The following is a 26,366-nucleotide window of genomic DNA, read 5'->3' on the forward strand; positions in this document are numbered from 1 at the left end:
GTGCTTTGAGGTTGTAGATAAGACTGACGAAGTCAGCTCAAAACACAGTTTTGAGGTTGCAGATAGAACTGACGAAGTCAGTCACATATATAATCCAAGGTGAAGCTGACGTGCTTTGAAGAGATTTTCGAAAAGCATTATTAGAAAATATTCAGTGATTTCCCTATCTATAAGCAAAAAACTTGAAAAAAGTGAATGTTTGCGTTATCATTTTCATATAGAAAGAAAAAGAGGTATTACAGATGGCTATTATCTTACCAGATCTTCCATATGCATACGACGCTTTGGAACCATACATCGATGCTGAAACAATGCACTTGCACCATGACAAACACCATCAAACTTATGTCAACAATGCTAATGCAGCTCTTGAAAAACACCCTGAAATTGGTGAAGACCTTGAAGCCTTGCTTGCTGATGTAGAATCTATCCCAGCTGATATCCGTCAAGTGCTCATTAACAATGGTGGTGGACACTTGAACCATGCTCTTTTCTGGGAATTGATGACTCCTGAGAAAACAGCTCCATCAGCAGAACTTGCAGCAGCAATCGATGCAACATTTGGTTCATTTGAAGAATTCCAAGCAGCCTTCACTGCAGCAGCAACAACTCGTTTCGGTTCTGGATGGGCATGGTTGGTTGTCAACAAAGAAGGTAAACTTGAAGTGACTTCAACAGCTAACCAAGACACACCAATCTCAGAGGGTAAAAAACCAATCTTGGGATTGGACGTTTGGGAACATGCTTACTACGTGAAATACCGCAACGTGCGTCCTGACTACATCAAAGCTTTCTTCTCAGTGATCAACTGGAACAAAGTAGATGAATTGTACGCAGCTGCTAAATAATGATATACGGAGGGAAGAATTGTTCTTCTCTTTTTTAGGTTATATGATTCTGGTCTGACAAAATCGTCAGACTTTTTTCATTTTTATGAGAAACGTGCTAAGTGTTAGAAATTATGGTAGAATAAAGTATTAATACTCTTCGAAAATCAAATTCAAACTAGGTCAGCTTCACCTTGCCGTACTCCAGTACAGCCTGCGGCTAGCTTCCTAGTTTGCTCTTTGATTTTCATTGAGTATAAGTAATCGTGGAAAAAGGATATCTATGCGAAAAGAAATTGCACCTGAATTATACAACTATAACAAGTTTCCTGGTCCTGAGTTCCATTTACACGGGGACAAGGTCGAAACGGAAGGGATAGCTTTTTCCTTGGTGGAAAATATCAAGGATGCCTTTGATGTGACGGCTTTTAATCAGCGTTTTTCAGAAGTCTTAACCAAGTTTGATTATATCGTGGGGGACTGGAGCAACGAACAGCTTCGCCTACGAGGTTTTTATAAGGATGACCGAACAGAAGAAAAACTTGAAAAAATCAGTCGTTTACAAGACTACCTTTTAGAGTATTGTAGTTATGGTTGTGCCTATTTTGTCCTAGAAAATGAAGCCCCTAAGCGAGCATCATTTGACAAGAAAATGCGTAAGAAGGAAGAAGACCAGACTTCTAGAAAAGGAAAGAAAACGACTCAAACCAAACGAAAACCGAATGCAGATAAGAAAAATAGACGTCGTCAGAAGGACCAACATTCTCAGAAAGAGGACAAGGGGCAACGTCATTTTGTCATTCGTCAGAAGTGAGTAGAGAATAAGGAGAAGAAATGAAACCGTCAATTTATAGTTTAACACGTCAAACCATGCAGGAATGGGTATTGGAGCAGGGAGAAAAGAAATTCCGTGCAGATCAAATCTGGGAATGGCTCTACCGTAAACGTGTCCAGTCATTTGAAGAAATGACCAACCTTTCTAAGGATTTGATTGCTAAGCTCAATGACCAGTTTGTGGTCAATCCCTTGAAACAGCGTATCGTGCAAGAGTCTGCCGATGGTACGGTCAAATATCTCTTTGAGCTGCCTGATGGTATGTTGATTGAGACTGTACTGATGCGTCAGCACTACGGTTTGTCAGTCTGTGTGACGACTCAGGTCGGCTGTAATATCGGTTGTACCTTCTGTGCCTCTGGTTTGATTAAGAAGCAACGGGACCTCAATAACGGTGAAATTGTAGCGCAAATCATGCTGGTTCAAAAATACTTTGATGAGCGTGGTCAGGATGAACGCGTCAGCCATATCGTTGTCATGGGAATAGGTGAGCCATTTGATAACTACAATAATGTCTTGAATTTCGTCCGTACTATTAATGATGACAAGGGAATGGCTATCGGTGCTCGTCACATCACGGTTTCAACCTCAGGTTTGGCCCATAAAATTCGTGACTTTGCTAATGAAGGTGTACAGGTCAATCTTGCCGTTTCCCTTCACGCACCTAACAATGAATTGCGCTCAAGCATCATGAAGATTAACCGTGCCTTTCCGATTGAAAAACTCTTTGCGGCTATTGAGTACTACATTGAGACAACCAACCGTCGTGTGACCTTTGAGTATATCATGCTCAATGAAGTCAATGACGGTGTAGAACAAGCCTTGGAATTGGCTGAATTACTCAAGAACATCAAGAAATTGTCTTATGTCAACTTGATTCCTTACAACCCAGTTAGTGAGCATGACCAATATAGCCGTAGCCCCAAAGAGCGCGTGATGGCTTTCTATGATACGCTTAAGAAAAAAGGTGTCAACTGTGTGGTTCGTCAAGAGCACGGTACAGATATTGATGCGGCTTGTGGACAATTGCGCTCTAACACAATAAAACGTGACCGCCAGAAAGCAGTCGCAGCAGTCAATCCTTAATGATGAAGAAAACTTATAATCATGTTTTGGTCTGGGGAGTCATTTTCTATAGCAGTTGCATTGTCTATTTTTGCTTTACTCCTCAAGAACAATCTCCTGTGGGAGTGGAAACTCCAGGTATTCAGCATCTTGGACGCCTGGTTTTTCTTTTGACTCCTTTCAATTCTCTCTGGAAACTGGGTGAAGTGAGTGACATTGGACAATTATGTTGGATTTTTTTACAAAATATCCTCAATGTCTTCTTGCTTTTTCCTCTGATTTTCCAACTCCTTTATCTCCTTCCAAACTTGCAGAAAACAAAAAAGGTTCTTCTTTTTAGCTTTCTAGTGAGTCTTGGAATCGAGTGCACACAGCTAGTTTTAGACTTTTTCTTTGATTTCAATCGGGTATTTGAGATTGATGATTTGTGGACCAATACCTTGGGTGGCTATCTGGCTTGGCTACTTTATAAACGATTACATAAAAATAAGATAAGGAATTAAAATGAGTATTTTAGAAGTTAAAAATCTGAGTCACGGTTTTGGTGACCGTGCAATTTTTGAAGATGTGTCCTTCCGTCTTCTCAAGGGAGAACATATCGGTCTGGTCGGTGCCAATGGTGAAGGGAAATCAACCTTTATGAGTATTGTGACTGGTAAGATGTTGCCAGATGAAGGGAAGGTTGAGTGGTCTAAATATGTTACTGCTGGTTACTTGGATCAGCACTCAGTACTTGCTGAAGGGCAGTCGGTGCGTGATGTTCTCCGTACAGCCTTTGATGAGCTTTTCAAAGCTGAATCCCGTATCAATGACCTTTATATGGAAATGGCTGAAGACGGAGCGGATGTTGATGCTCTCATGGAAGAAGTTGGCGAACTTCAAGACCGTCTGGAGAGTCGTGATTTCTATACCTTGGATGCTAAGATTGATGAAGTAGCGCGTGCCCTTGGTGTTATGGACTTTGGTATGGATACAGATGTAACTTCTTTGTCAGGTGGGCAAAGAACCAAGGTGCTTTTGGCCAAGCTTCTCCTTGAAAAGCCAGATATCTTGCTCTTGGACGAGCCGACCAACTACTTGGATGCTGAGCATATTGAATGGCTCAAGCGTTATCTGCAGAATTATGAGAATGCCTTTGTCCTTATTTCGCACGATATTCCATTTCTGAACGACGTTATCAATATTGTTTATCATGTGGAAAATCAACAGCTGACGCGTTATTCTGGTGACTATTACCAGTTCCAAGAAGTTTATGCAATGAAGAAATCTCAGTTGGAGGCTGCCTACGAACGCCAGCAAAAAGAGATTGCCGACCTCAAGGATTTTGTGGCTCGAAACAAAGCGCGTGTTGCAACACGAAATATGGCCATGTCTCGTCAGAAGAAATTGGATAAGATGGATATTATCGAGTTGCAAAGTGAGAAACCAAAACCATCCTTTGATTTCAAACCAGCTCGTACACCAGGGCGCTTTATCTTCCAAGCCAAGGACTTGCAGATTGGTTATGATCGTCCTCTTACTAAGCCTTTAAATCTTACCTTTGAACGCAATCAAAAGGTTGCTATTATCGGTGCTAATGGTATCGGGAAAACAACTCTCTTGAAGTCTCTCTTGGGGATTATTCCACCGATCGCTGGGGAAGTGGAACGCGGTGACTACCTAGAACTTGGTTACTTTGAGCAGGAAGTAGAAGGGGGCAATCGTCAAACACCACTAGAAGCAGTTTGGAATGCCTTTCCAGCCCTTAATCAAGCAGAAGTCCGTGCAGCCCTTGCTCGTTGTGGTTTGACAACCAAACATATCGAAAGTCAAATTCAGGTCTTGTCAGGTGGGGAACAAGCCAAGGTGCGTTTCTGTCTCTTGATGAATCGTGAAAACAACGTTTTAGTACTTGACGAGCCGACCAACCACTTGGATGTGGATGCCAAGGATGAACTTAAACGCGCTCTCAAAGAATACAAGGGATCTATCCTTATGGTTTGCCACGAACCAGACTTTTATGAAGGCTGGATGGACCAGATTTGGGATTTTAACAATCTAACTTAAAAATAAGGATAAAAGAAATACAGTACCGAATGTGGATACTGTATTTTTTGGATTTTTAATACTCTTCGAAAATCTCTTCAAACCACGTCAGCGTTGCCTTACCGTAGATATATGTAACTGACTTCGTCAGTCTTATCTACAACCTCAAAGCAATGCTTTGAGCAACCTGCGGCTAGCTTCCTAGTTTGCTCTTTGATTTTCATTGAGTATAAGAATGAGAGTAAAAGAAATACAGTATTGAATGTGGATACTGTATTTTTTGGTTTTTTAAGATTTAAAATCGTAGTCTTTCACCACTTCGATGCTATCGATAGTAATAGCAGTCGTTGGCTTGTCTTTTTCATCTTTTTCAGCTTTAGCAATCTTATCTACAACATCCATACCGTCAATGACCTGACCAAAGACTGGGTGTTTGCCATCAAGACTAGGGTTTCCCCCTTCTTTGTAGGCTTCAATGATTTTCTTTGGATACTGGCTTGTAGGCAGTTTAGCAGAGGTATCTGTAGAGTTTTGGTTGATGAAGAACTGGCTACCATTGGTGTTTGGTTGACCAGTATTAGCCATAGCAAGAGCCCCACGGATGTTATAGAGATAAGGAGTAATTTCGTTCTTGAAACCAGTTCCCTTGTCTTTTGTCTTATCCTTGTCATGCCAGATAGACTGACCACCTGTACCATCTCCTTTTGGATCTCCAGTTTGTATCATAAATCCATCAATTACACGGTGGAAAGTAACACCATTGTAGTAGCCTTCTTTAGCATGAGTAAGGAAGTTCTCAACCGCAAGTGGAGCTAACTTTGGAAAGAGCTTGATGCGAATATCTCCTTTACTTGTGTGAAGAATAACTTCAGCTTCATCGTCGGCAACTTCTTTAGAAAGTTGTGGAAATTTTGCATTTTCGTTGGTTAAAGCATCGTTTAACTCCTTGGCAGATTGGGCAGCTGCTTTGGAGCTTTCTTCAGCAGCAAGGCTGGAATCAACATAGTCATCACCACGCAGACTGCGTTGGATACTGCTACATCCAGCTAGGGCCACAGTGGACAGTAAAAAAAGGGTTGCTAGTTTTTTCATTCTATTCCTCTCAAAAATTCATTTCTACCATTGTACCCTAAAAGGAAGGGGATTTCAAATATTAGTGACAATACAATTTTAGAGAAAGTCAACCAAAAAGTCGCTTGCTTAGAGATTTTTATTTGGATAACGGTCGATAATTTCCTGGTACTGTCTCAGTATATGCTCTCCTTTTGGAGTCAATTTGTAGCCACGAATGGTAAAGTGACTTGCTAATTCTTCCTACGTCAAGTTGTCATGAAGGGGTTGGTCCAGATCTGTATCCTTCATTTTAGAAAGACCTGTAATTCCCTTTCTTTTCAGGATACTCTTTTTCATAGTAGCATTTAGATGGTAAAGCGAGTCAAAGGCGGTTTCGATATTAGCATATCCTTTTTCAACAAGCGTATCTAAATGTTTTGGGATATCAATGCCATAAGAATTACTATATTTTAAAAGAGCACATCTTCAAAGGATTTTTTCTTTTGGCTTCAATTCCTAATTAATCAATGAACTTAATACTAGGTCTCGAAAAGAATTATGCTTCCTCTTTCTGTCTGAGTTCAAAGAGGTCTTCTACTTTCAGATTAAAAACTTGAGCAATTTTAAGAGCCATTTCCAGCGAAGGATTGTAACGGTTATTTTCCAAGTGCAGAATTGTCTCGCGTCGCATGCCGATGAGGTCGGCTAACTCCTGCTGGGTCATGCCTGTGGACTCACGAACAGATTTGAGATTAGTAATAATCTTGCTTTCTTTGGCCATGCTTATCCTCTACGTTCCAAGATAAAATAGACAACCGCAAAGATGAAAATCAAGGCAGCTATGCTAATAAATATCTGTCCCATGTAAAGAGTGAGAGACCCCATATACCCAATGATAACTGCTAGTATCATCAGTGCGCCTAGTATAAAAACAAACATCAAGCTAGCTGCCTTGGCTAAATTAGCATAAAAGCGTTCGTCCGGAGTTTCCTTGACATTTTTCAAACAGAAAAAACCAAATACAATCACTTCAATAACGAGGCCAATTCCTAAAATCCATTCTTTAATACCAGAACTTTCGCTTGGGTTCGCAACCCAAATTCCTACTGTATAAAAAATGCTTGCTGCAAACACAAGTATCGCGTAAAGCTTAGCAGACAAGTCAAAAATAATCTTTTCCTTACCTTTCTGACTCTTATGAGGCCGTGGTTTCCTATGTAGCCAGCCCCAAATAGCTACAATTTGACCTAACACTGAAATACCAGTAATAACTAACTTGGGTTCCCAACTAAGATTAGAACCAAATAAAACAGTAAAATCAATAAAGAGAGCTACGGCAATCACTGCAATGAGGCCACGCATTTTTTGACTTTTTTTCATGATAGACTCCTTTTTGTGTTATAAATATATAACATTTAAATTTTTATGTTATAAATATATCACATTTAAATTTGGAAAGCAAGAATTTATTTGCCAAAGTGGAAAATATTTGAAAAAATTTTTTAATAAAAGCCCTCGATAGTCAAACAACTAAAGAATTCTTTGAAGCAATGCATCGGATTTGGTTTGGATAGTTTCGTTAATAATATTTGATGATAAAGAATATTTGGAAAATCTAGATACTGTATGAATCTCTACTTTTTTCTTAGACTATTATAAAGTCTGTCAGAATAAGCTTTGTAAGTGTAAAAGTTAGTTTTTACAGAAGTGAAGTAAGCATTCAATACGAATCAATACATAAGAAAAACTCTGATTTCAAGCGTTTTTTCTTTTTTCAATTTTAATACATTTCACTATATTTCAGTCCAATCTCTACCTTCTTATCTATACTTTGATGGAGCTGAAGTTGACATCTACAAAGTTTAATGTTAAAATACATTCAAAAATATATTTGAATAAGGTGTTTTATGATTCAAAATATTGTTACTTCAATAATCCTGTATTCTGGGACAGCCGTAGACTTACTTATTATCCTAATGTTATTTTTTGCCAAAAGAAAAAGCAGAAAGGACATCATTAACATCTATTTAGGACAATTTCTAGGCTCTGTTAGTCTAATATTCCTAAGTTTGCTTTTTGCATTTGTCTTGAATTATATTCCTAGTAAAGAGATTTTAGGTTTACTCGGTTTGATTCCAATTTTCCTAGGCCTCAAAGTTTTGCTTTTAGGAGATTCTGATGGAGAAGCTATTGCAAAAGATGGTTTGCGCAAAGATAATAAAAACCTGGTTCTTCTAGTTGCTATGATTACTTTTGCAAGTTGTGGTGCTGACAATATTGGTGTTTTTGTCCCATATTTTATTACCTTAAATTTAGCGAATTTGATAGTGACTTTACTTACTTTTCTAGTCATGATTTATCTCTTGGTTTTTTCTGCCCAAAAATTAGCACAAGTCCCTTCTGTTGGAGAAACTTTGGAAAAATATAGCAGATGGTTTATTGCCGTTGTCTATTTAGGATTGGGGATGTATATCCTGATTGAAAACAACAGCTTTGACATGCTATGGGCTGTGTTAGGCTAGGAGAAAAAATTATGAAAAAAGATAGTATCTGTCAAGTGGATGTTATAAATCAACAAAATGTTACAACCGCAACGAACTACCTTGAAAAGGAAAAAGTCCAAAAATCACTTCGTATTTTATCAAAGTTTACCGATAATAAACAGATAAATATCATCTTTTATCTCCTTGCTGTTGAAGAACTCTGTGTCTGCGATATAGCCTGTTTACTAAATCTCAGTATGGCATCTGCCTCCCACCATCTTCGTAAACTAGCCAATCAAAACATCTTGGATACTAGAAGAGAGGGGAAAATTATATATTATTTTATAAAAGATGAGGAAATCAGAGAGTTTTTTAATCAACTAGGATAACAACTATTTTTACTACTTTACCATGATTATATATAGGACTTATCTATGAAATTTTTTGATGAAAATTACTCACAAGAAATACCTACTCGTATCAAATGTTTAAGAAAAAAGTATAATTTAAAGCAAAGCGACCTAGGTAATGCAGGTCAAGTTAGCCAAGTTGAAAAGGAAGAAATCTGAAAGAAAATGTATCTTTGATAGTAGTCATTTATTGTGAAATATGATATATTTATTGATTAGATGGATGAATATTTCTAAAGTTAAATAAAATATGACAGATACATGCTTTTTAGTGTATCTTGTTTGTACTCAAAATATGAAGTGACTATCCAATATTTAAGATTAATAAATATTATACGATGAGATAGAATGCTACAAAATGAAAGGCGATGTAATCTGATGAAGAAAGATAGATTAATTGCATTGACAGATGCGGTTCTAGCAATTATAATGACTATCCTAATCTTAGAATTAGAAAAACCAACGACACCAAGTCTTCAAGCTTTTTGGGATTTACGGCAAAATTTCTTTGCTTATTTTCTTTCTTTTTTCTGGTTGGGATCGTTATGGATGGCGCTAAACACATTATGGGAAAAGGTTGAGAAAATTTCTCAACAAATTGTTTGGTGGAATTTGTTTCTTTTATTTTTTGTTTCATTTATGCCCTACGCTACTGGAATAGTTAGTAGTCATTTCATGAATCATACGGCACAGCTCTTTTATGGACTGATCGTTATTGTTTCAACGGTAGCAAACTGGTTTTTACATAAAGTAATTGATAAACCCAATATAGATCAGAAAGAATTACTTGAAGCTACCGCACAATATAGAAAGTTATTGATACCTGACCTAATAATTAAAGGAGTGGGATTGATTCTATCCTTAATTCTCTATCCTCCGATTATGATGTATAGTGTTTTAATTGCGGCATTTTACATCATAACTTTAAAAACACTATCCGAAAAAAGAGTGAATAACTAAAAAATGGTGACCAAAGTTAGGTGTATTATTTTAATGATTACAGACCTAAACTATTCCCCTATTTAGAATCTATTAATTCATATTTTATAAATTAATTAGTAGATATCGTTCTTAAAATCCTTGATATTTCGCTGTTTTTAGTCCAACTGAAACGCATACTTTCCAAACCAGATTTTAAGAAAGCTCGTAAAGCTAGGTAGCTCTCTAAACGTTAAGAACTAGCTACAATACAGCATTTACAACACTTCATGGTTCACACCATGGGGTGTTTTTGATGATTTTAAGCAAAATTCACACCATTTAATTGAGAGTTATTTAAATTAGATGAAAATTTGTTTGCTGAAAAAGCGGGAAAACATTGATTTTAAGCGAATTTTGAAACATATTCGAATGGGAGTTTTTAAAATCATGTTTCGGTTGTAAAAGCGCCAAACTGGACTCTCCATAGGAGGGTGATATCATCTGCAAATAGATTGTCTTCTAGTAGTTCCATTTTGCGTTTTGGGATAGGTTTAGGGCCTTCCATATCAAGATTAGGAAAGATATAGAGCTTGACAGGGTAGTCTTTATAGACAGTATCAAAAGTAGTATTCATAAATTTTTTCTTTCTAATTTATCCCTATTAGTCTAAAAAATTTAAAAATTTTAAAGTCTGTCAAGTTTTTTTCTTGACACCTCTCAGAAATCTGTTATAATAGAACATGTGCTAAATAGCTTAGCTATTTCACCGAAATAAAAAATAAAAGAAAAGAGATATTAAAAATGGCAGTAAAAATCCGTTTGACTCGTATGGGTTCTAAGAAAAAACCTTTCTACCGTATTAACGTAGCAGATTCACGTTCACCACGTGACGGACGTTTCATCGAAACAGTTGGAACTTACAACCCACTTGTTGCTGAAAACCAAGTAACTTTGAAAGAAGACCGCGTTCTTGCATGGTTGGCTGATGGAGCTCAACCTTCAGATACAGTACGTAACATCCTTTCAAAAGAAGGCGTATTGAAAAAATTCCACGATTCTAAATTCTCAAAATAAGTTTAAAGTAGGTTGACAGATGGATACGATTGAAAATCTCATTATTGCGATTGTGAAACCCTTGATTTCACAACCAGATGCCTTAACTATCAAGATTGAAGATACACCAGAATTTTTGGAATATCACTTGGATCTTGATCAAAGCGATGTGGGTCGTGTAATCGGTCGTAAGGGTCGCACTATTTCTGCGATAAGAACGATTGTCTACTCTGTCCCAACTGAAGACAAAAAAGTAAGAATCGTTATTGACGAAAAATAAGAAGGGCGGGACGAATGTCTCGCTTTTTTGTGAGGAATAGAGGATGAAAGATTTAACGTTTAGACAATTACAAGACTACTTACTCGAACATTACCGGCAGTCTAGGACTGAGGAAGGTCTTTTTATCAAGCTAGTGGAGGAAGTCGGAGAAGTAGCCGAAGTTTTGAATGGGCGCTCTGGTCGAAAAGAGGGGGTTCAGGACTCGAACGAGGAACTTGCCAAAGAACTGGCTGATATCATTCACTACACCGTCGCAATCGCAGCTATTAATCATATTGACCTTACTAAAACTATCTTTGAGAAAGATAAAACTGCAGCCATTAAGTACCAACATGAACGAGATTTGGAAGGATTTCTGAAAGGAAACTGAAAGAAGAATGAATATTGATTGTGTTTTTAACATAGATTGGTCAATGTGTATTGATTGGCTATTACGAATTTTACAAATTGCGACATTTATTGCTGTGATTATAAAGATAACTTTCCAGAATAAGGTTTATATCAATAATATTGAAATCAAGGAAATTAAACCATTCGAGTTTGAATCTTTACATACAAAGTTTCACTATATTCATGAATTTACACATAATGTAAGTAGCAAACCTTTTAATCATTTGATTTTTTATCCCAAAGAAGTTGATATTGAAATAGTAGAATTTTATTCTTTAAACTATGATTCAAAAAGCAATTGTTTGATTGTTAATAATAAACTGCATACAGTTAAAAATTTAAAGAATTATACATGCTTATTGATTCATACAAATTTACCAGAGAATATGCCTAGTTTAAGAATGAAATGGAAAACAAGTCAGGGTGAAATTGGGGAATATACATTTTATAGCAATATGTATAACGGGAATGTAAATATCTCATCTTTTAAATATAAATTAACATTAAAGAGAAAATTATTAGCACTTTTGGGACTATAGGGCCCCTCTATGTATCTTCCTCCAACTTGTGAAAATCCATAGAACGTGATAAAATAAAGGATAGAAATAGATACAGGAGACAAGATGAACTACTTTAATGTTGGGAAAATCGTCAATACGCAAGGGTTGCAGGGTGAGATGCGAGTCTTGTCTGTGACGGATTTTGCAGAAGAACGCTTTAAAAAAGGCGCTGAGCTGTCTTTGTTTGATGAAAAAGATCAGTTTGTCCAAACAGTGACTATCGCTAGTCACCGTAAACAGAAGAATTTTGACATTATTAAATTCAAAGATATGTACCATATCAATGCGATTGAAAAATTCAAGGGATACAGTCTCAAGGTAGCTGAGGAAGATTTGAATGACCTAGACGATGGTGAATTTTACTATCACGAGATTATCGGTTTGGAGGTCTATGAGGGGGATAACTTGATTGGAACCATCAAGGAAATCCTGCAACCAGGTGCCAACGATGTCTGGGTAGTCAAGAGAAAAGGCAAACGTGATTTGTTACTGCCTTATATCCCACCAGTGATTCTCAATGTGGATATTCCAAATAAACGGGTCGATGTGGAAATCTTAGAAGGATTAGACGATGAAGATTGATATATTAACCCTCTTTCCAGAGATGTTCTCTCCACTGGAGCACTCAATCGTCGGAAAGGCTCGAGAAAAAGGGCTCTTGGATATCCAGTATCATAATTTTCGAGAAAATGCTGAAAAGGCTCGCCATGTAGACGACGAGCCATACGGAGGAGGACAGGGGATGTTGCTCCGGGCGCAACCTATTTTCGATGCCTTTGACGCTATTGAAAAGAAAAATCCGCGCGTCATTCTCCTCGATCCAGCTGGAAAGCAGTTTGATCAGGCCTATGCTGAGGATTTGGCTCAAGAGGAAGAACTTATCTTTATCTGCGGGCACTACGAGGGTTATGATGAGCGTATTAAGACCTTGGTAACAGATGAGATTTCCCTAGGAGACTATGTCTTGACTGGTGGAGAACTGGCAGCAATGACCATGATTGATGCTACGGTTCGCTTGATTCCAGAGGTGATTGGCAAGGAGTCTAGCCACCAAGATGATAGTTTTTCATCAGGACTTCTCGAATATCCTCAGTATACCCGTCCTTACGACTATCGAGGAATGGTCGTCCCAGATGTTCTGATGAGTGGTCACCATGAAAAGATTCGTCAGTGGCGTCTGTATGAGAGTTTAAAGAAAACCTACGAGCGCAGACCGGATTTGTTAAAACATTATCAACTGACAGCAGAAGAAGCAAAAATGCTGGCAGAAATCAAGGAAAATAAAGATTAAAGGAGAAACCAATGCAAGTAATCAAACGTGATGGTGAAATTGCTGAATTTAATCCAGATAAGATTTACCAAGCTATCTTAAAGGCGGCCCAGACTGTCTATGTATTGACAGATGATTTGCGTCAAAACCTTGCACAAGTAACTAAGAAAGTGGTTTTGGATTTGGAAGAAGCCAAGGTAGAACGTGCTACCATTAGCATGATTCAGTCTTTAGTTGAACATCGTTTATTGGGTGCAGGTTACATTACCATTGCAGAGCACTACATTTCCTATCGTTTACAACGTGACTTGGAAAGAAGTGGTTATGGAGATCATATCGCCGTTCATTTGCATTTTGAACAAGTTCGCTAAGAAAAAAGAGTGGGATGAAGCAAGACATCTCACTCTTTCTTAAATCTATTTTTTTGGGCTGTTTGGACAGTTGAAGGGACAAATCGCAGGCGTTGAATATCGCTTATGCGGATAATACGGGTCACATTTTTGGCAAAATTTTTCACGATAATTTGCTGGCGTTGCTGATCGTATTTGATGATATCACCTGTAAAACTTGTCTCTGACAAGATAAGGTGAACAGCGGTTTGTTTTTGGATCGCCTCTTCAATAGTAGCCGTAAGGGAGTTGCTTTCAGTCTGGTCTGGTTGGTCATGTCCATTTAAAAAATCATGTATTTTATCTAGAACTTGCTGGAATTTATGTCTCATATTAGCCTCCCTTCTTTTATATCAATATTATATAAAATTTTCCTAAAATCTACAAGATTTTACGAATAATCAGATGAAAGCTAAAAAAGGAGAAGAAAATGGCAGAATTTACATTTGAAATCGAAGAGCACTTGTTGACTCTTTCTGAAAACGAAAAAGGTTGGACCAAGGAAATCAACCGTGTGAGCTTTAATGGTGCCCCTGCAAAGTTTGATATTCGTACTTGGAGCCCAGACCATACTAAAATGGGTAAAGGAATTACTCTCTCCAATGAAGAATTTCAAACGATGGTGGATGCATTTAAAGGCAACTAAGTTTTCAAAACGAAAGAAAAGGATATTGAGTCATGACAACTCGATATCCTTTTTTATACTCAATGAAAATCAAAGAGCAAACTAGGAAACTAGCCGCAGGTTGCTCAAGGCACTGCTTTGAGGTTGTAGATAAGACTGACGAAGTCAGTTACATATATCTACGGCAAGGCGACGTTGACGCGGTTTGAAGAGATTTTCGAAGAGTATTAGTTAGCAAAGTACGCCTGATTTTCAAGGCGTTGAAGTAATGGGCGGCTAATAAAACTAATAGCAAGAAGTTTACCAAGATCTGGGATGATAAAGGGAAATACCCCCACAACAAGAGCTTTTTCAAATGGCATTCCAGCTAGGAAATGCAAGCTGAGAATTCCACCAACAAAGACAAGTGTATCTCCCAAGAGATTTGCTAGAAAAATTCTGACAAAACCACTATCGCTGTTAGTTAGAGAGGAGGTAAGTCCAGAGTAAACAAGATAAAACCAAAGAAAACCTGCAGTAGGACCAATCAAAGCATGAAATCCAGCTCCACCTCCTGCAAAGACAGGAAGACCGATAGCACCTAGAAGAAGATAAAGTCCAACAGAAAGTACAGCCTCTCTCGGTCTAAAGACAGTAGCAATCAAGCCGATTGCAAAGTTCTGCAGAGTGAAGGGAACAGGCCCAATTGGGAGACTGATTTGTGCCAATACAGCAATGAGAGCAGCCCCAATAGCAGGGATAGCATAAACGTGAGCTTTTTTCAAAATAGTTAACCTCTTTTCTAATATATAGTAACTATTATACTTAAACCAACATCATTGTCAACCTATTTACGTAACGTGGGTAACAAAAACTGTAACGGCCGATTTGATTGACAAGAGAAGCTGAATAATTGTTCTTTCATATGTCTAGAAGTTATCAAAAAAGAAGCAGACACATTTGTATCAGCTTCTTTTGTTTCGATTAACGCATGGTTACAAATTCCTCAGATGCAGTTGGGTGAATCGCCACAGTTGAATCAAAGTCAGCCTTGGTTGCTCCCATTTTGATAGCAACAGCAAATCCTTGAATCATTTCATCAACACCGTATCCAATTCCATGAAGTCCGACAACTTTTTCTTCTGGACCAGCTGTTATGAGTTTGAAACGGGATTCTTGTCTATTGCTAGTAACGGCAGAGTACATAGATGCAAAGCTTGATTTGTAAACCTTGATTTGCTCTTGACCGTATTCTTTAATAGCTTGCTCTTCTGTCAAGCCAACAGTTCCGATAGTAGGGTGTGAAAAGACAACAGTTGGAATAGTTGAGTAGTCCATTTTTGCAGTTGTTTTTCCGTTAAAGAGACGTTCAGACAAAGTACGTCCAGCCTTGATAGCAACTGGAGTTAGCTCTTTTTCACCCGTTACATCACCTAGAGCGTATATTCCCTCAACAACAGTATTTTGGTATTCATCCACTTGGATAAAACCACGTTCGTTCAGAGTTACTCCAGCTTTTTCAAGTTGCAAGCCCTTAACGTTTGGACGGCGACCTGTAGCCCAGATAACTTGGCTAGCTGTGTGACTAGTACCATCTTCGAAATGAATGGTAATGCCTTCAGCAGTTTTTTCTAACTTGACAGGGACTTTGTGAGTATGAAGTGGCAAGTTTGTTCTTTCCATTTCCTTGACCAAACCTTCAACGATGTAAGAATCAAAACTACGTAAAGGACGATCTCGGCGAACAAAGAGGTCTGTCTTGACACCAAAGGTGTGGAGTACGCCAGCCAATTCAACGGCGATATAACCAGCGCCTAGAATAGCAACTGATTCTGGCAATTCTTCCCAAGCAAATACATCATCAGAAGAACCACCTAGTTCAGCACCAGGAATATTTGGAATGCTTGGGTGGGCACCTGTCACAATCACGATATGTTTAGCACGAATGAGTTCACCATTTACACTGACAGTATGAGAATCTACAAATTCAGCATGACCTTCAATCAAGTCTACACCGTTACGTTTAAAACTTCCGTCATAAGAAGAACGAGCGCGATCAATGTAGGCTTCACGATTGCGACGTAGGGTTGCAAAGTCAAAGTTAAGATCAGTAGTCTTAAAGCCGTAATCTTCTCCAAATTGATGGAAAGTCTCAGCTATTTGTGCTCCGTACCACATGATTTTTTTAGGAACACAGCCGACGTTGACGCAGGTTCCACCTAATTTCTTTTCCTCAATAACGGCCGCTTTGGCTCCATGTTCGCCAGCACGGTTCATGGTAGCAATTCCTCCGCTACCTCCGCCAATAGCAATGATATCGTATTCTCTCATTGAAAACTCCTTTGTACTCTTTGAAATAGTAGAGTGTCATTTTTGATAGTCATATTCTATCTTTTTTTTGATTTGATTGCAAAAATCTGCTACGTTCAAAAAAATTAAAGAAAAAGCTTGCAAAAAGGAAAAATAAAGTGTATGATATAACTAGTACAATAACAGAAAATAAATTCCGAACAATTATTGAATCCTGAAATGTCATTATTTCGTTCTGAGCTGTTATTGTTTCTATTTGCTAATTTTTGTATAATATTGTTAAGGACTTTAAATCAAAAAAGGAGTTTCATTATGAAAAAGAATCGTAAAGCTAAAAAATGGCAATTGTATGCAGCAATTGGTGCAGCAAGTGTAGTTGTATTGGGGGCTGGGGGGATTTTGCTCTTTAGACAACCATCTCAGACCGCAGTAAAAGATGAGCCTACTCATCTTGTTGTTGCCAAGGAAGGAAGTGTTGCATCTTCTGTTTTATTATCAGGAACAGTAACAGCAAAAAATGAACAATATGTTTATTTTGATGCTAGTAAGGGAGATTTAGATGAAATCCTTGTTTCTGTGGGTGATAAGGTCAGCGAAGGGCAGGCTTTAGTCAAGTATAGTAGTTCAGAAGCCCAGGCGGCTTATGATTCAGCTAGTAGAGCAGTAGCTAAGGCAGATCGTCATATCAACGAACTCAATCAAGCACGAAATGAAGCTGCTTCAGCTCCGGCTCCACAGTTACCAGCGTCAGCAGGAGGCGAAGGTGCAGCAGCCCAAACTCCAGCTCCAGTCTCAGGAAATTCAGTGTCTTCTATTGATGCACAACTAGGTGATGCTCGTGATGCTCGTGCAGATGCAGCGGCGCAATTAAGCAAGGCTCAAAGTCAGTTGGATGCAACGACGGTTCTCAGTACCCTAGAGGGAACTGTGGTTGAAGTTAACCACAATGTTTCCAAATCTCCAACAGGAGCTAGCCAAGTGGTAGTTCATGTCGTAAGTAATGAAAACTTGCAAGTTAAGGGTGAACTATCTGAATATAACCTTGCCAACTTATCTGTTGGACAAGAAGTAACCTTTACTTCTAAAGTTTACCAAGATAAGAGCTGGACAGGTAAGATTAGCTATATCTCTGACTATCCTAAAAACAATGGCGAAGCAGCAAGTGCAACGGCTGCCGCAGCAGCTGGTAATTCTGGCTCTAAATATCCATATACTATTGATGTTACAAGTGAAATCGGTGACTTGAAACAAGGATTTTCAGTTAGTGTTGAGGTGAAGAATAAGAGTAAAGCCATTTTGGTTCCTCTAACAAGTATTGTGACTGAAAATGATAAAAACTATGTCTGGGTACTTGACGAGCAGAAAAAGGCTAAGAAAGTGGAAGTTGGGTTGGGCAATGCTGATGCAGACAACCAAGAAATCACTTCAGGTCTGACAAATGGAGTCAAGGTCATCAGTAACCCAACGTCTTCTCTAGAGGAAGGAAAAGAGGTGAAGGCTGATGAAGCAACTAATTAGTCTAAAAAATATCTGCAGAAGCTACCGTAATGGTGACCAAGAGCTGCAGGTGCTCAAAAATATCAATCTAGAAGTGAATGAGGGTGAGTTTGTCGCCATCATGGGACCATCTGGTTCTGGTAAGTCCACTCTGATGAATACCATTGGCATGTTGGATACACCAACCAGTGGAGAGTATTATCTTGAAGGCCGAGAAGTGGCTGGATTGGGTGAAAAACAACTAGCCAAGGTCCGTAACCAACAAATCGGATTTGTCTTTCAGCAGTTCTTTCTTCTATCCAAACTCAATGCTCTGCAAAATGTAGAATTGCCCTTGATTTACGCAGGAGTGTCGGCTTCAAAACGGCGCAAGTTAGCTGAGGAATATCTAGATAAGGTTGAATTGACTGAGCGTAGTCATCATTTGCCTTCGGAATTATCTGGTGGTCAAAAGCAACGTGTGGCTATTGCGCGTGCCTTGGTAAACAATCCTTCTATCATCTTAGCAGATGAACCGACAGGAGCCTTGGATACCAAAACAGGTAACCAAATCATGCAATTATTAGTTGAACTGAATAAAGAAGGAAAAACCATTATCATGGTAACGCATGAGCCTGAAATCGCTGCTTATGCTAAACGCCAGATTGTCATTCGAGATGGAGTCATTTCGTCTGATAGTGCTCAGTTAGAAAAGGAGGAAAACTAAGATGCAGAATCTGAAATTTGCCTTTTCATCTATTATGGCTCACAAGATGCGCTCTTTTCTCACTATGATTGGGATTATTATTGGTGTTTCATCAGTTGTTGTGATTATGGCTCTGGGGGATTCTATGTCTCGTCAGGTCAATAAAAACATGACCAAGTCACAGAAGAATATTCATGTCTTTTTCTCGCCTATTAAAAGTAAAGACGGTTCTTTTACCCAAAAACAATCAGCTTTAACAGTTTCTGGGAAAGAAGAGGTAGTTCCTGTGGAACCACCAAAACCACAAGAATCCTGGGTTAAAGAAGCTGCCAAGCTGAAAGGTGTTGACAGTTACTATGTAACCAACTCAACAAATACCACCCTGTCATATAAAGATAAAAAAGTGGAACGCGCTAGCTTGACAGGTGGGAATATTACCTACATGAAGGCGGTTGAAAATGAAATTGTTGCAGGACGAAGTCTCATGGCTCAGGATTATAAAGATGTGGCCAGTGTCATTTTACTAGACCAAGAACTTGCTAATAGTCTGTTTGGGTCAGCTCAAGAAGCTGTTAACCAGATTATAGATGTTGGTGGCTTTAGTTATCGTGTCATTGGTGTCTATACTAGCGACGAGTCCAAGGCTGCCAAGACTTTTGGTATTGGTGGACTTCCGATTACAACTAATATTTCTCTTGCCAATAACTTCAATATGGATGAAATTTCTGATATTGTCTTCCGTGTTAATGATACCAGTTTGACACCAACAGTGGGACCAGAATTAGCTAGAAAATTGACCGAGATTGCTGGTCTTCAGCAGGGGGAGTATCAGGTGTCAGATGCGACTGCAGCCTTCCAAGAAGTACAACAACTTTTTGGCTTTATAACAACGATTATTAGTGCTATTGCGGGGATTTCCCTCTTTGTTGGAGGGACTGGTGTTATGAACATTATGCTGGTTTCGGTGACGGAGCGTACGCGTGAGATTGGTCTTCGTAAGGCTTTGGGTGCAACACGTGCTAATATTTTAATCCAGTTTTTGATTGAATCCATGATTTTGACCTTACTAGGTGGAGTCATTGGTCTAACCATTGCGACAGGCTTAACAGCTATAGCTGGGATACTTTTACAAGGATTGATTGCGGGTATAGAAGTGGGAGTATCAATCCCAGTTGCCCTATTTAGTCTCGCAGTTTCGGCTAGTGTGGGTATGATTTTTGGAGTCTTGCCAGCCAACAAGGCATCGAAACTTGATCCAATCGAAGCCCTTCGTTATGAATAACATCAACAAGATGGACACTTGTCTATCTTGTTTTTGTGTGGATTTCCTTATCGAAAATCATCAAAATATGATATAATGAAGTATTAGAAAAACAGGTTTCATTAGCCTGGAAAGGAAAAATTATGTCTGAAAAGAATTTTTATATTACAACACCGATTTACTATCCATCTGGTAAACTTCATATCGGTTCTGCCTACACAACCATCGCCTGTGATGTCCTAGCACGTTACAAACGCCTTATGGGCTACGATGTCTTTTATCTGACTGGTCTTGATGAGCATGGCCAAAAGATCCAACAAAAAGCAGAAGAAGCTGGGATTACACCACAAGCTTATGTTGATGGGATGGCAGTTGGAGTCAAAGAACTCTGGCAATTATTGGATATCTCATATGATAAATTTATCCGTACTACTGACGATTACCATGAAAAAGTGGTAGCGCAAGTTTTTGAACGCTTGCTTGCTCAAGATGACATCTATCTAGGTGAATATTCTGGGTGGTATTCAGTCTCAGATGAGGAATTCTTTACAGAAAGCCAGCTTGCGGAAGTTTTCCGTGATGAAGCCGGAAATGTAACTGGCGGTATCGCTCCATCAGGTCACGAAGTGGAGTGGGTTTCAGAAGAGTCTTATTTCCTTCGTCTCAGCAAATACCAAGACCGTTTGGTAGAATTTTTCAAATCTCATCCTGACTTCATCACTCCTGATGGTCGTCTCAATGAAATGTTGAAAAACTTTATCGAGCCAGGTTTGGAAGACTTGGCGGTATCACGTACAACCTTTACATGGGGTGTGCCAGTTCCATCAAATCCAAAACACGTTGTCTATGTTTGGATTGATGCCCTTCTCAACTATGCGACTGCTCTTGGTTATGGTCAAGATGAACATGGCAACTTTGACAAGTTCTGGAATGGAACAGTCTTCCACATGGTAGGAAAGGATATTCTTCGTTTCCACTCAATCTACTGGCCAATCCTTCTTATGATGTTGGATATCAAATTACCTGACCGTTTGATTGCCCACGGTTGGTTTGTCATGAAAGACGGCAAGATGTCTAAGTCTAAAGGGAATGTCGTTTATCCTGAAATGTTAGTAGAGCGTTATGGTCTCGATCCACTTCGTTACTACCTCATGCGTAGCCTTCCAGTTGGTTCAGACGGAACCTTCACTCCAGAAGATTATGTAGGCCGTATCAACTATGAATTGGCAAATGACCTCGGAAACCTCCTCAACCGTACGGTTTCCATGATTAACAAGTACTTTGATGGGCAAATCCCTGCTTACGTAGAAGGTGTGACAGAGTTTGACAATGCTCTTGCTCAAGTAGCAGAACAATCAATCGCTGACTACCACACCTATATGGAAGCAGTTGACTACCCACGTGCCCTTGAGGCAGTCTGGACTCTTATATCACGTACCAACAAATACATCGATGAGACAGCTCCATGGGTACTGGCTAAGGATGAAGCTCATCGTGACCAATTGGCCAGTGTTATGAGTCACTTGGCAGCCAGCCTTCGTGTCGTAGCCCACTTGATTGAGCCGTTTATGATGGAAACCAGTCGTGCAGTCTTGACTCAACTTGGTCTCGCAGAAGTTTCTAGCCTTGAAAACTTGAGTTTAGCTGATTTCCCTGCAGGAGTAACAGTAGTTGCTAAGGGAACGCCAATCTTCCCACGTCTCGATATGGAAGAAGAAATCGCCTATATCAAGGAACAAATGGAAGGTAACAAGCCAGCCGTCGAAAAAGAATGGAATCCAGATGAAGTCGAACTCAAACTAAACAAGGAAGAAATCAAGTTTGAAGACTTTGATAAGGTTGAAATCCGTGTCGCAGAAGTTAAAGAAGTTTCTAAAGTAGAAGGTTCTGATAAGTTGCTTCAATTCCGCCTAGATGCTGGTGATGGTGAAGATCGTCAAATCCTCTCAGGAATTGCAAAATATTATCCAAATGAACAAGAATTGGTCGGCAAGAAAGTTCAAATCGTTGCCAACCTCAAACCACGTAAAATGATGAAAAAATATGTCAGCCAAGGGATGATTCTCTCAGCTGAGCATGATGGCAAATTAACCCTTCTCACAGTTGACCCAGCTGTACCAAACGGAAGTGTGATTGGGTAAAATTTAAAAGGACCAGTTTGAACTGGTTCTTTTCTTTTGTAAGGTGGCAGTTGATAAAAGTGTCATTCTACTTTATAATAAATGAAAACGGAGGAAGTTGCCATGCAATACATTACATTTGGTCAAGAGAAAAGAGAACTGTCAGAAATTGTCCTAGGGATGATGCGCATCAGTGACAAGTCGGTCAAAGAAGTTGAGGAGCTAGTTGAAACAGCTCTGTCCGTTGGAATCAATGCCTTTGACTTGGCAGATATATACGGTGGTGGACGTTGCGAAGAATTACTGGGACAAGTGTTAAAGAATCGCCCTGATTTGCGAGAAAAGATGTGGATTCAGTCCAAATGTGGCATTCGCATTGAAGAATTTACCTATTTTGATTTTTCAAAAGAGTATATTCTAGAATCAGTAGATGGTATTTTAAAAAGATTGCAGGTTGACTATTTAGATAGCTTGCTTCTTCACCGTCCAGATGCTCTGATGGAAGCTGACCAAGTGGCGGAAGCCTTTGATATTCTCCACACATCAGGTAAAGTTCGAGACTTTGGTGTGTCCAACCAAAATCCTATGATGATGGAGTTGCTGAAGAAAGAAGTCAAACAGCCTTTATCTATCAATCAATTACAACTAAGTGCAGCTTTCACGCCTGGTTTTGAAGCAGGATTTCATGTCAATATGGAAGGGAACAAGGCGGCTTTGCGTGATGGAAGCGTCTTTGAATACTGCAAATTAAACGACATGGTTATTCAGGCCTGGTCAGTCTTGCAGTTTGGTTATTTTAAGGGTAATTTTGTTGGAAAAGAGCAATTTCATGATCTAAATGAAGTTCTAAATCGACTAGCCTTAAAATACGGTGTAAGCCCATCGGCTATTGCTATTGCTTGGGTGTTACGCTATCCAGCTAAGATGCAGGCAGTAGTAGGAACAACTAACCCTAAACATTTGATAGAAGCAAGCCAAGCAACTCATGTCAACCTGACTCGAAAAGAATGGTATGAGATTTACCTAGCAGCAGGGAATGATTTGCCATAGGAAAAAATGCATTTTAGAAATCACAGTCAAAAAGCCGTTGGTAAACGGTTTTTTGTTATAATGAAATTAAGATTTATAGATAACAAAGGAGAGAAACATGACATTTGAAGAAATTTTGCCTGGACTAAAGGCTAAGAAAAAATATGTACGAACTGGCTGGGGTGGAGCTGAAAATTATGTGCAGCTTTTTGATACCATCGAGCAAAATGGCGTCGCCCTTGAAGTGACACCCTATTTCCTCATCAACGTATCTGGTGAAGGAGAAGGTTTTTCTATGTGGAGTCCAACTCCTTGTGATGTCTTAGCGACGGATTGGGTGGAAGTCCATGACTAAACGTGTATTGATTACAGGTGTTAGCTCAGGGATTGGTCTGGCTCAAGCTCGACTCTTTTTAGAAAAAGGTTATCAGGTTTTTGGAGTGGATCAGGGTGAAAATCCTGATTTACAGGGTGACTTTCACTTTTTACAACGTGATTTAACGCTTGACTTGGAACCCATTTTTAATTGGTGCCCTCAGGTGAATGTTCTCTGCAATACGGCTGGGGTTTTGGATGACTACAAACCTTTACTAGAACAATCTGCTCAGGAAATCCAAGAGATTTTTGAAATCAACTATGTGACACCGGTAGAGTTGACACGACATTATCTTACGCAAATGCTGGAGAATAAAAAAGGGATTATTATCAATATGTGTTCCATTGCCTCAAGTCTAGCAGGTGGAGGTGGTCACGCCTATACCTCTTCTAAACATGCCTTGGCAGGTTTTACCAAGCAATTAGCTTTAGACTATGCTGAAGCTGGGATTCAGGTCTTTGGCATTGCTCCTGGTGCAGTTAAGACAGGTATGACCGCTGCTGACTTTGAACCAGGTGGTCTGGCAGACTGGGTAGCTAGTGAAACACCCATCAAACGCTGGATTGAGCCAGAGGAAGTGGCAGAAGTTAGCCTCCTCCTAGCAAGTGGAAAGGCAAGCGCCATGCAAGGACAAATCTTGACTATTGATGGAGGATGGAGTTTGAAGTAGCAGAGTTGATATTCTGTAAATATGTGGAGGTGAGTCATGAAAAGAGATGAGTTTGGATTTATCTTACCCAATCTCTACTATCAGTTTTTAACGGAGTGGGAAGAGATTGACCCCTATGAAATTGGAGATACAGGTATCTGTTTGTATGCTAAGGAGGATCTCCAAGAGCGTAATGAGACTTATCAGATTGAGGAAGTAGAGCCAGATTACTTTATGATTGGACAGGAAGGAGATTTGGCCTACTTTATCAAGAAAAAATCTGATGATTGCATTTATGAAAATGACTTGGGTGCTCTAGGATCATTAGAAATGCAAAAAGTAGCTACAAACGTCTATGACTTTATTGACAAGATTTTAGAGGAAGAGTTGTAAAACTGGGAGGGAGAAATCATGTTTAGAGTGCTAGAATCAGATTTACCGATTTCAAAAGAAGAACTTTTACAATTTGAAGAGATTCTTGGAAAGAAATTGCCGGAAGCTATGAAGGATTTTTATCTCAAGTACAACGGTGGCCAGCCCCAAGTAAGGGGTGTCCACGATGACCGCCATCTCTTTCCTTTCAATTCCTTTAATTCAATAGGGGAGATGAGGAAGTCTCTTACCTGGTTCGACGATGAGGCTGTACCTGCAGGATTTAAGGCCACAGATCTTCTCCATTTCGCCTATGATCCTGGATCTGGTAACTATGCACTTTCTTTAAGGGCAGAGGATTATGGCAAGGTTTACTTCTATGTTTTAGAAGAAAAAGCTGAGTTGTATGGTCAATGGCTATCTTTTGAGGAATTTTTGAATTCCTTTGTTGAAGAGTGAGACTTAAAAGGAGAAGGGATGCGGAAATACCAAGAACTTTCGCTAGAGCAGATCATCGAGCAGGTGCGCGTGGACGAGTCTTTTTCAGATGATTTTTGCCTCTATGGGAAGGAGGATGGAGTGCTAGCACTAGATAGGCTCTATTGGGTATCAGATTATCCGGATGTCGTAGAAGACCGTGATGTCTATCCGATGGATGTAGCGAAGCAAGATCTCCAGCTAGTCTACTATGGAGAACAGTTGCTTGATGTTCTCTCGGTTGCACTTGAGGAAAAGCCAGATGCAAGTTGTAAAGACTTGGTCGAGGCTTTGAATTATTATCATCAGCACGATAGTTTCATGCCATTTGAACCCTAGTTACAAAGCTAGAATGTTGCAGTTCCATTGACAATATAAAAAGGAGTTAAGAAATGATTGATTACGAAAACATGAATGAAAAAATTGCTCCTTTTAACTTGCTTGTATATGATGAGGATCCTCAAAATGTTCGCGGGTCGCTTATTTATTACCCAGATGGAGAATACAGACAGGAAGTGTTTGACACTCGAGAAGAGGAGGGATTTGAAGGAAATGGCTACGATTGGGCATCCTTGGCTTTGGTATTTTTGGAGGAAAAAATGCTGGAATTAAGCGATGCTATCGACTTTGATCCTGAAGGAAGTATGTTTTGTGCCTATTCTTCCAAGGTAGACGCCTTGTCTAGATTTGCTCAGGGCTTTAAAGAGTTTTGCGATGATATCGATACTATGAAAGATTTGTTCAGTAGAGCAGAGTTGGATTAATTGACTAAAATAGTTTTAAATTTTTTGGAAGATAATAGAAAGGAATTCAGATGAAGCTACCAGAAGTAGTTGAGCTAGTGGAAAATCATCCAGACCTACATCTCTATATAGATAAAATTTTAAAAAAGCATAAGAAGACCCAAGCTAGCTATCTCGAATCACTGAATCATCTGGCCTATTTACTTTATCTGGATGGTCAAGAGGAAATAGCTAAGGAATTATTAGATAGGATCATACAAGTTCCATTTGAAGGGAATTATAACACATGGACCTTTGTTGATAGCTCTCTGGTTTTATTGGCCTATCTGGAAAGAGAAAAAGAAAATCAGGTACTCGTCTATAAAAAACTCATTTTATCTCCATTAGAACAAGGCGAGGAATCCACTCAAAAAATAAGAAGGAGAGTTCATCAGAGATTTTTGAATGGCGATAACTTAGAGCAAAAGCTTGCAAAAATCGAGCAAGCTTCGAGTCCTGAATCAGAAATGGAACGCCGTTTGCTATACTTGGCAGATTTATTGAAGATTCCCCTTTTTATTACTGAGTCAACTTGTGAAGAGACAGATATCCAAGCAAAAATCGAAGAGAATATGGAGATACTAAAGAAGTATATCAAGGAGCATGAAATCTATAGCCTCTTTCCATTTAAGGGATGATGTAAG

At 39.1% G+C, this 26,366-nt stretch carries 36 protein-coding genes; 29 read left to right on the forward strand and 7 right to left on the reverse strand.

Features of this window, described 5'->3' with window-relative positions; translation table 11 throughout:
- Nucleotides 1–242: 242 nt before the first annotated feature.
- The 5 genes from sodA to QM959_RS03490 all read left to right on the forward strand — a co-directional run bounded on the left by sodA (nucleotide 243) and on the right by QM959_RS03490 (nucleotide 4,772).
- Nucleotides 243–848, forward strand: coding sequence for a superoxide dismutase SodA (gene sodA / locus QM959_RS03470; RefSeq protein WP_414371452.1), 606 nt, complete (start codon nucleotides 243–245; stop codon nucleotides 846–848).
- A 262-nt stretch (nucleotides 849–1,110) separates the two neighbouring features.
- The gene (locus QM959_RS03475) at nucleotides 1,111–1,641 is read left to right on the forward strand and encodes a YutD family protein (protein ID WP_414371454.1); all 531 of its coding nucleotides are present in this window, start codon (nucleotides 1,111–1,113) and stop codon (nucleotides 1,639–1,641) included.
- Between the two features lie 20 nt (nucleotides 1,642–1,661).
- Nucleotides 1,662–2,747 carry a 23S rRNA (adenine(2503)-C(2))-methyltransferase RlmN gene (gene rlmN, locus QM959_RS03480; protein WP_414371457.1) on the forward strand — a complete coding sequence of 362 codons (1,086 nt, stop codon included), beginning with the start codon at nucleotides 1,662–1,664 and terminating at the stop codon, nucleotides 2,745–2,747.
- Nucleotides 2,747–3,229, forward strand: coding sequence for a VanZ family protein (locus QM959_RS03485; RefSeq protein WP_247935351.1), 483 nt, complete (start codon nucleotides 2,747–2,749; stop codon nucleotides 3,227–3,229). Before rlmN ends, QM959_RS03485 begins: the two co-directional genes overlap by 1 nt.
- 1 nt (nucleotide 3,230) lies before the next feature.
- Nucleotides 3,231–4,772: an ABC-F family ATP-binding cassette domain-containing protein gene (locus QM959_RS03490; RefSeq protein ID WP_247935350.1), complete on the forward strand. Its 1,542-nt coding sequence runs from the start codon at nucleotides 3,231–3,233 to the stop codon at nucleotides 4,770–4,772.
- Nucleotides 4,773–5,039: 267 nt separating this feature from the next.
- On the opposite strand, the gene QM959_RS03495 is transcribed toward QM959_RS03490, so the two are convergent.
- The 3 genes from QM959_RS03495 to QM959_RS03505 form a co-directional block, all read right to left on the reverse strand.
- A complete protein-coding gene (locus QM959_RS03495) occupies nucleotides 5,040–5,843 on the reverse strand; it encodes a peptidylprolyl isomerase (protein WP_414371460.1) in 804 nt (267 codons plus the stop codon).
- A 517-nt stretch (nucleotides 5,844–6,360) separates the two neighbouring features.
- Entirely contained in the window at nucleotides 6,361–6,585 is a 225-nt protein-coding gene (locus QM959_RS03500) for a helix-turn-helix transcriptional regulator (RefSeq protein ID WP_001041097.1), read from the reverse strand.
- Nucleotides 6,586–6,587: 2 nt separating this feature from the next.
- Nucleotides 6,588–7,184, reverse strand: a complete 597-nt coding sequence (locus QM959_RS03505; RefSeq protein ID WP_414371462.1) for a DUF3796 domain-containing protein — start codon at nucleotides 7,182–7,184, stop codon at nucleotides 6,588–6,590.
- Nucleotides 7,185–7,711: 527 nt separating this feature from the next.
- Here QM959_RS03505 and QM959_RS03510 point away from each other — a divergent pair.
- The 4 genes from QM959_RS03510 (at nucleotide 7,712) to QM959_RS03525 (ending at nucleotide 9,657) form a co-directional block, all read left to right on the forward strand.
- Nucleotides 7,712–8,326, forward strand: coding sequence for a CadD family cadmium resistance transporter (locus tag QM959_RS03510; RefSeq protein WP_414371463.1), 615 nt, complete (start codon nucleotides 7,712–7,714; stop codon nucleotides 8,324–8,326).
- A gap of 11 nt (nucleotides 8,327–8,337) precedes the next feature.
- Nucleotides 8,338–8,676 carry a Cd(II)/Zn(II)-sensing metalloregulatory transcriptional regulator CadX gene (gene cadX / locus QM959_RS03515; protein ID WP_414371465.1) on the forward strand — a complete coding sequence of 113 codons (339 nt, stop codon included), beginning with the start codon at nucleotides 8,338–8,340 and terminating at the stop codon, nucleotides 8,674–8,676.
- 45 nt (nucleotides 8,677–8,721) lie between these two features.
- The gene (locus QM959_RS03520; RefSeq protein WP_000667627.1) at nucleotides 8,722–8,856 is read left to right on the forward strand and encodes a hypothetical protein; all 135 of its coding nucleotides are present in this window, start codon (nucleotides 8,722–8,724) and stop codon (nucleotides 8,854–8,856) included.
- A 219-nt stretch (nucleotides 8,857–9,075) separates the two neighbouring features.
- Entirely contained in the window at nucleotides 9,076–9,657 is a 582-nt protein-coding gene (locus QM959_RS03525) for a TMEM175 family protein (protein WP_014633791.1), read from the forward strand.
- 406 nt (nucleotides 9,658–10,063) lie between these two features.
- Here QM959_RS03525 and QM959_RS03530 read toward each other — a convergent pair whose 3' ends face one another.
- Nucleotides 10,064–10,252, reverse strand: coding sequence for a hypothetical protein (locus tag QM959_RS03530; RefSeq protein ID WP_414371467.1), 189 nt, complete (start codon nucleotides 10,250–10,252; stop codon nucleotides 10,064–10,066).
- A gap of 167 nt (nucleotides 10,253–10,419) precedes the next feature.
- On the opposite strand from QM959_RS03530, the gene rpsP reads away from it, so the two are divergent.
- From rpsP to QM959_RS03565, 7 genes are all read left to right on the forward strand, one after another.
- A complete protein-coding gene (rpsP, locus tag QM959_RS03535) occupies nucleotides 10,420–10,692 on the forward strand; it encodes a 30S ribosomal protein S16 (protein WP_000268760.1) in 273 nt (90 codons plus the stop codon).
- 19 nt (nucleotides 10,693–10,711) lie between these two features.
- On the forward strand, nucleotides 10,712–10,951 hold the full coding sequence (gene kphA, locus QM959_RS03540; RefSeq protein ID WP_000379617.1) for an RNA-binding protein KphA: 240 nt from the start codon (nucleotides 10,712–10,714) through the stop codon (nucleotides 10,949–10,951).
- Nucleotides 10,952–10,994: 43 nt separating this feature from the next.
- A complete protein-coding gene (locus tag QM959_RS03545; RefSeq protein ID WP_247935345.1) occupies nucleotides 10,995–11,321 on the forward strand; it encodes a MazG nucleotide pyrophosphohydrolase domain-containing protein in 327 nt (108 codons plus the stop codon).
- Nucleotides 11,322–11,328: 7 nt separating this feature from the next.
- Nucleotides 11,329–11,880, forward strand: coding sequence for a hypothetical protein (locus QM959_RS03550; protein ID WP_414371469.1), 552 nt, complete (start codon nucleotides 11,329–11,331; stop codon nucleotides 11,878–11,880).
- Between the two features lie 84 nt (nucleotides 11,881–11,964).
- A complete protein-coding gene (gene rimM, locus QM959_RS03555; RefSeq protein WP_247935343.1) occupies nucleotides 11,965–12,483 on the forward strand; it encodes a ribosome maturation factor RimM in 519 nt (172 codons plus the stop codon).
- The gene (gene trmD, locus QM959_RS03560; RefSeq protein WP_414371473.1) at nucleotides 12,473–13,192 is read left to right on the forward strand and encodes a tRNA (guanosine(37)-N1)-methyltransferase TrmD; all 720 of its coding nucleotides are present in this window, start codon (nucleotides 12,473–12,475) and stop codon (nucleotides 13,190–13,192) included. Before rimM ends, trmD begins: the two co-directional genes overlap by 11 nt.
- A gap of 11 nt (nucleotides 13,193–13,203) precedes the next feature.
- Nucleotides 13,204–13,542: an ATP cone domain-containing protein gene (locus QM959_RS03565; protein WP_001196039.1), complete on the forward strand. Its 339-nt coding sequence runs from the start codon at nucleotides 13,204–13,206 to the stop codon at nucleotides 13,540–13,542.
- A gap of 29 nt (nucleotides 13,543–13,571) precedes the next feature.
- Here the strand turns inward: QM959_RS03565 and QM959_RS03570 are convergent, their stop codons facing one another.
- Nucleotides 13,572–13,892: a hypothetical protein gene (locus tag QM959_RS03570; RefSeq protein WP_001216096.1), complete on the reverse strand. Its 321-nt coding sequence runs from the start codon at nucleotides 13,890–13,892 to the stop codon at nucleotides 13,572–13,574.
- A gap of 98 nt (nucleotides 13,893–13,990) precedes the next feature.
- Between QM959_RS03570 and QM959_RS03575 the strand changes: the two genes are divergently transcribed.
- Nucleotides 13,991–14,206 (forward strand): YdbC family protein, encoded by a 216-nt coding sequence (locus QM959_RS03575; protein ID WP_414371475.1) that lies wholly within the window; start codon nucleotides 13,991–13,993, stop codon nucleotides 14,204–14,206.
- Between the two features lie 206 nt (nucleotides 14,207–14,412).
- Here the strand turns inward: QM959_RS03575 and QM959_RS03580 are convergent, their stop codons facing one another.
- Together QM959_RS03580 and gor are read right to left on the reverse strand one after the other, a co-directional pair.
- A complete protein-coding gene (locus tag QM959_RS03580; protein WP_414371477.1) occupies nucleotides 14,413–14,949 on the reverse strand; it encodes a biotin transporter BioY in 537 nt (178 codons plus the stop codon).
- A gap of 199 nt (nucleotides 14,950–15,148) precedes the next feature.
- Nucleotides 15,149–16,495 carry a glutathione-disulfide reductase gene (gene gor, locus QM959_RS03585; protein ID WP_414371479.1) on the reverse strand — a complete coding sequence of 449 codons (1,347 nt, stop codon included), beginning with the start codon at nucleotides 16,493–16,495 and terminating at the stop codon, nucleotides 15,149–15,151.
- A 288-nt stretch (nucleotides 16,496–16,783) separates the two neighbouring features.
- On the opposite strand from gor, the gene QM959_RS03590 reads away from it, so the two are divergent.
- From QM959_RS03590 to QM959_RS03645, 12 genes are all read left to right on the forward strand, one after another.
- On the forward strand, nucleotides 16,784–17,992 hold the full coding sequence (locus tag QM959_RS03590; RefSeq protein ID WP_414371517.1) for an efflux RND transporter periplasmic adaptor subunit: 1,209 nt from the start codon (nucleotides 16,784–16,786) through the stop codon (nucleotides 17,990–17,992).
- Entirely contained in the window at nucleotides 17,976–18,677 is a 702-nt protein-coding gene (locus QM959_RS03595) for an ABC transporter ATP-binding protein (protein ID WP_000811475.1), read from the forward strand. Before QM959_RS03590 ends, QM959_RS03595 begins: the two co-directional genes overlap by 17 nt.
- A 1-nt stretch (nucleotide 18,678) precedes the next feature.
- Nucleotides 18,679–19,938, forward strand: a complete 1,260-nt coding sequence (locus tag QM959_RS03600; protein WP_414371482.1) for an ABC transporter permease — start codon at nucleotides 18,679–18,681, stop codon at nucleotides 19,936–19,938.
- Between the two features lie 122 nt (nucleotides 19,939–20,060).
- Nucleotides 20,061–22,058: a methionine--tRNA ligase gene (gene metG, locus QM959_RS03605; protein WP_414371484.1), complete on the forward strand. Its 1,998-nt coding sequence runs from the start codon at nucleotides 20,061–20,063 to the stop codon at nucleotides 22,056–22,058.
- Nucleotides 22,059–22,160: 102 nt separating this feature from the next.
- On the forward strand, nucleotides 22,161–23,087 hold the full coding sequence (locus tag QM959_RS03610) for an aldo/keto reductase (protein ID WP_414371486.1): 927 nt from the start codon (nucleotides 22,161–22,163) through the stop codon (nucleotides 23,085–23,087).
- 97 nt (nucleotides 23,088–23,184) lie between these two features.
- Nucleotides 23,185–23,421: a DUF2829 domain-containing protein gene (locus QM959_RS03615; RefSeq protein ID WP_000141913.1), complete on the forward strand. Its 237-nt coding sequence runs from the start codon at nucleotides 23,185–23,187 to the stop codon at nucleotides 23,419–23,421.
- A complete protein-coding gene (locus QM959_RS03620; RefSeq protein WP_414371488.1) occupies nucleotides 23,414–24,112 on the forward strand; it encodes a 3-oxoacyl-ACP reductase in 699 nt (232 codons plus the stop codon). Before QM959_RS03615 ends, QM959_RS03620 begins: the two co-directional genes overlap by 8 nt.
- Before the next feature lie 36 nt (nucleotides 24,113–24,148).
- Nucleotides 24,149–24,484, forward strand: a complete 336-nt coding sequence (locus QM959_RS03625; RefSeq protein WP_414371489.1) for a hypothetical protein — start codon at nucleotides 24,149–24,151, stop codon at nucleotides 24,482–24,484.
- An 18-nt stretch (nucleotides 24,485–24,502) separates the two neighbouring features.
- The gene (locus QM959_RS03630; RefSeq protein WP_414371491.1) at nucleotides 24,503–24,922 is read left to right on the forward strand and encodes an SMI1/KNR4 family protein; all 420 of its coding nucleotides are present in this window, start codon (nucleotides 24,503–24,505) and stop codon (nucleotides 24,920–24,922) included.
- Nucleotides 24,923–24,940: 18 nt separating this feature from the next.
- The gene (locus QM959_RS03635; RefSeq protein WP_414371493.1) at nucleotides 24,941–25,279 is read left to right on the forward strand and encodes a DUF7716 domain-containing protein; all 339 of its coding nucleotides are present in this window, start codon (nucleotides 24,941–24,943) and stop codon (nucleotides 25,277–25,279) included.
- Nucleotides 25,280–25,332: 53 nt separating this feature from the next.
- On the forward strand, nucleotides 25,333–25,704 hold the full coding sequence (locus QM959_RS03640; protein ID WP_414371495.1) for an Imm51 family immunity protein: 372 nt from the start codon (nucleotides 25,333–25,335) through the stop codon (nucleotides 25,702–25,704).
- A 50-nt stretch (nucleotides 25,705–25,754) separates the two neighbouring features.
- Nucleotides 25,755–26,360 carry a DUF6707 family protein gene (locus tag QM959_RS03645; RefSeq protein WP_414371496.1) on the forward strand — a complete coding sequence of 202 codons (606 nt, stop codon included), beginning with the start codon at nucleotides 25,755–25,757 and terminating at the stop codon, nucleotides 26,358–26,360.
- Nucleotides 26,361–26,366: the final 6 nt, after the last annotated feature.

The organism is Streptococcus mitis (assembly GCF_047459985.1).
Taxonomy (GTDB): Bacteria; Bacillota; Bacilli; order Lactobacillales; family Streptococcaceae; genus Streptococcus; species Streptococcus mitis_DZ.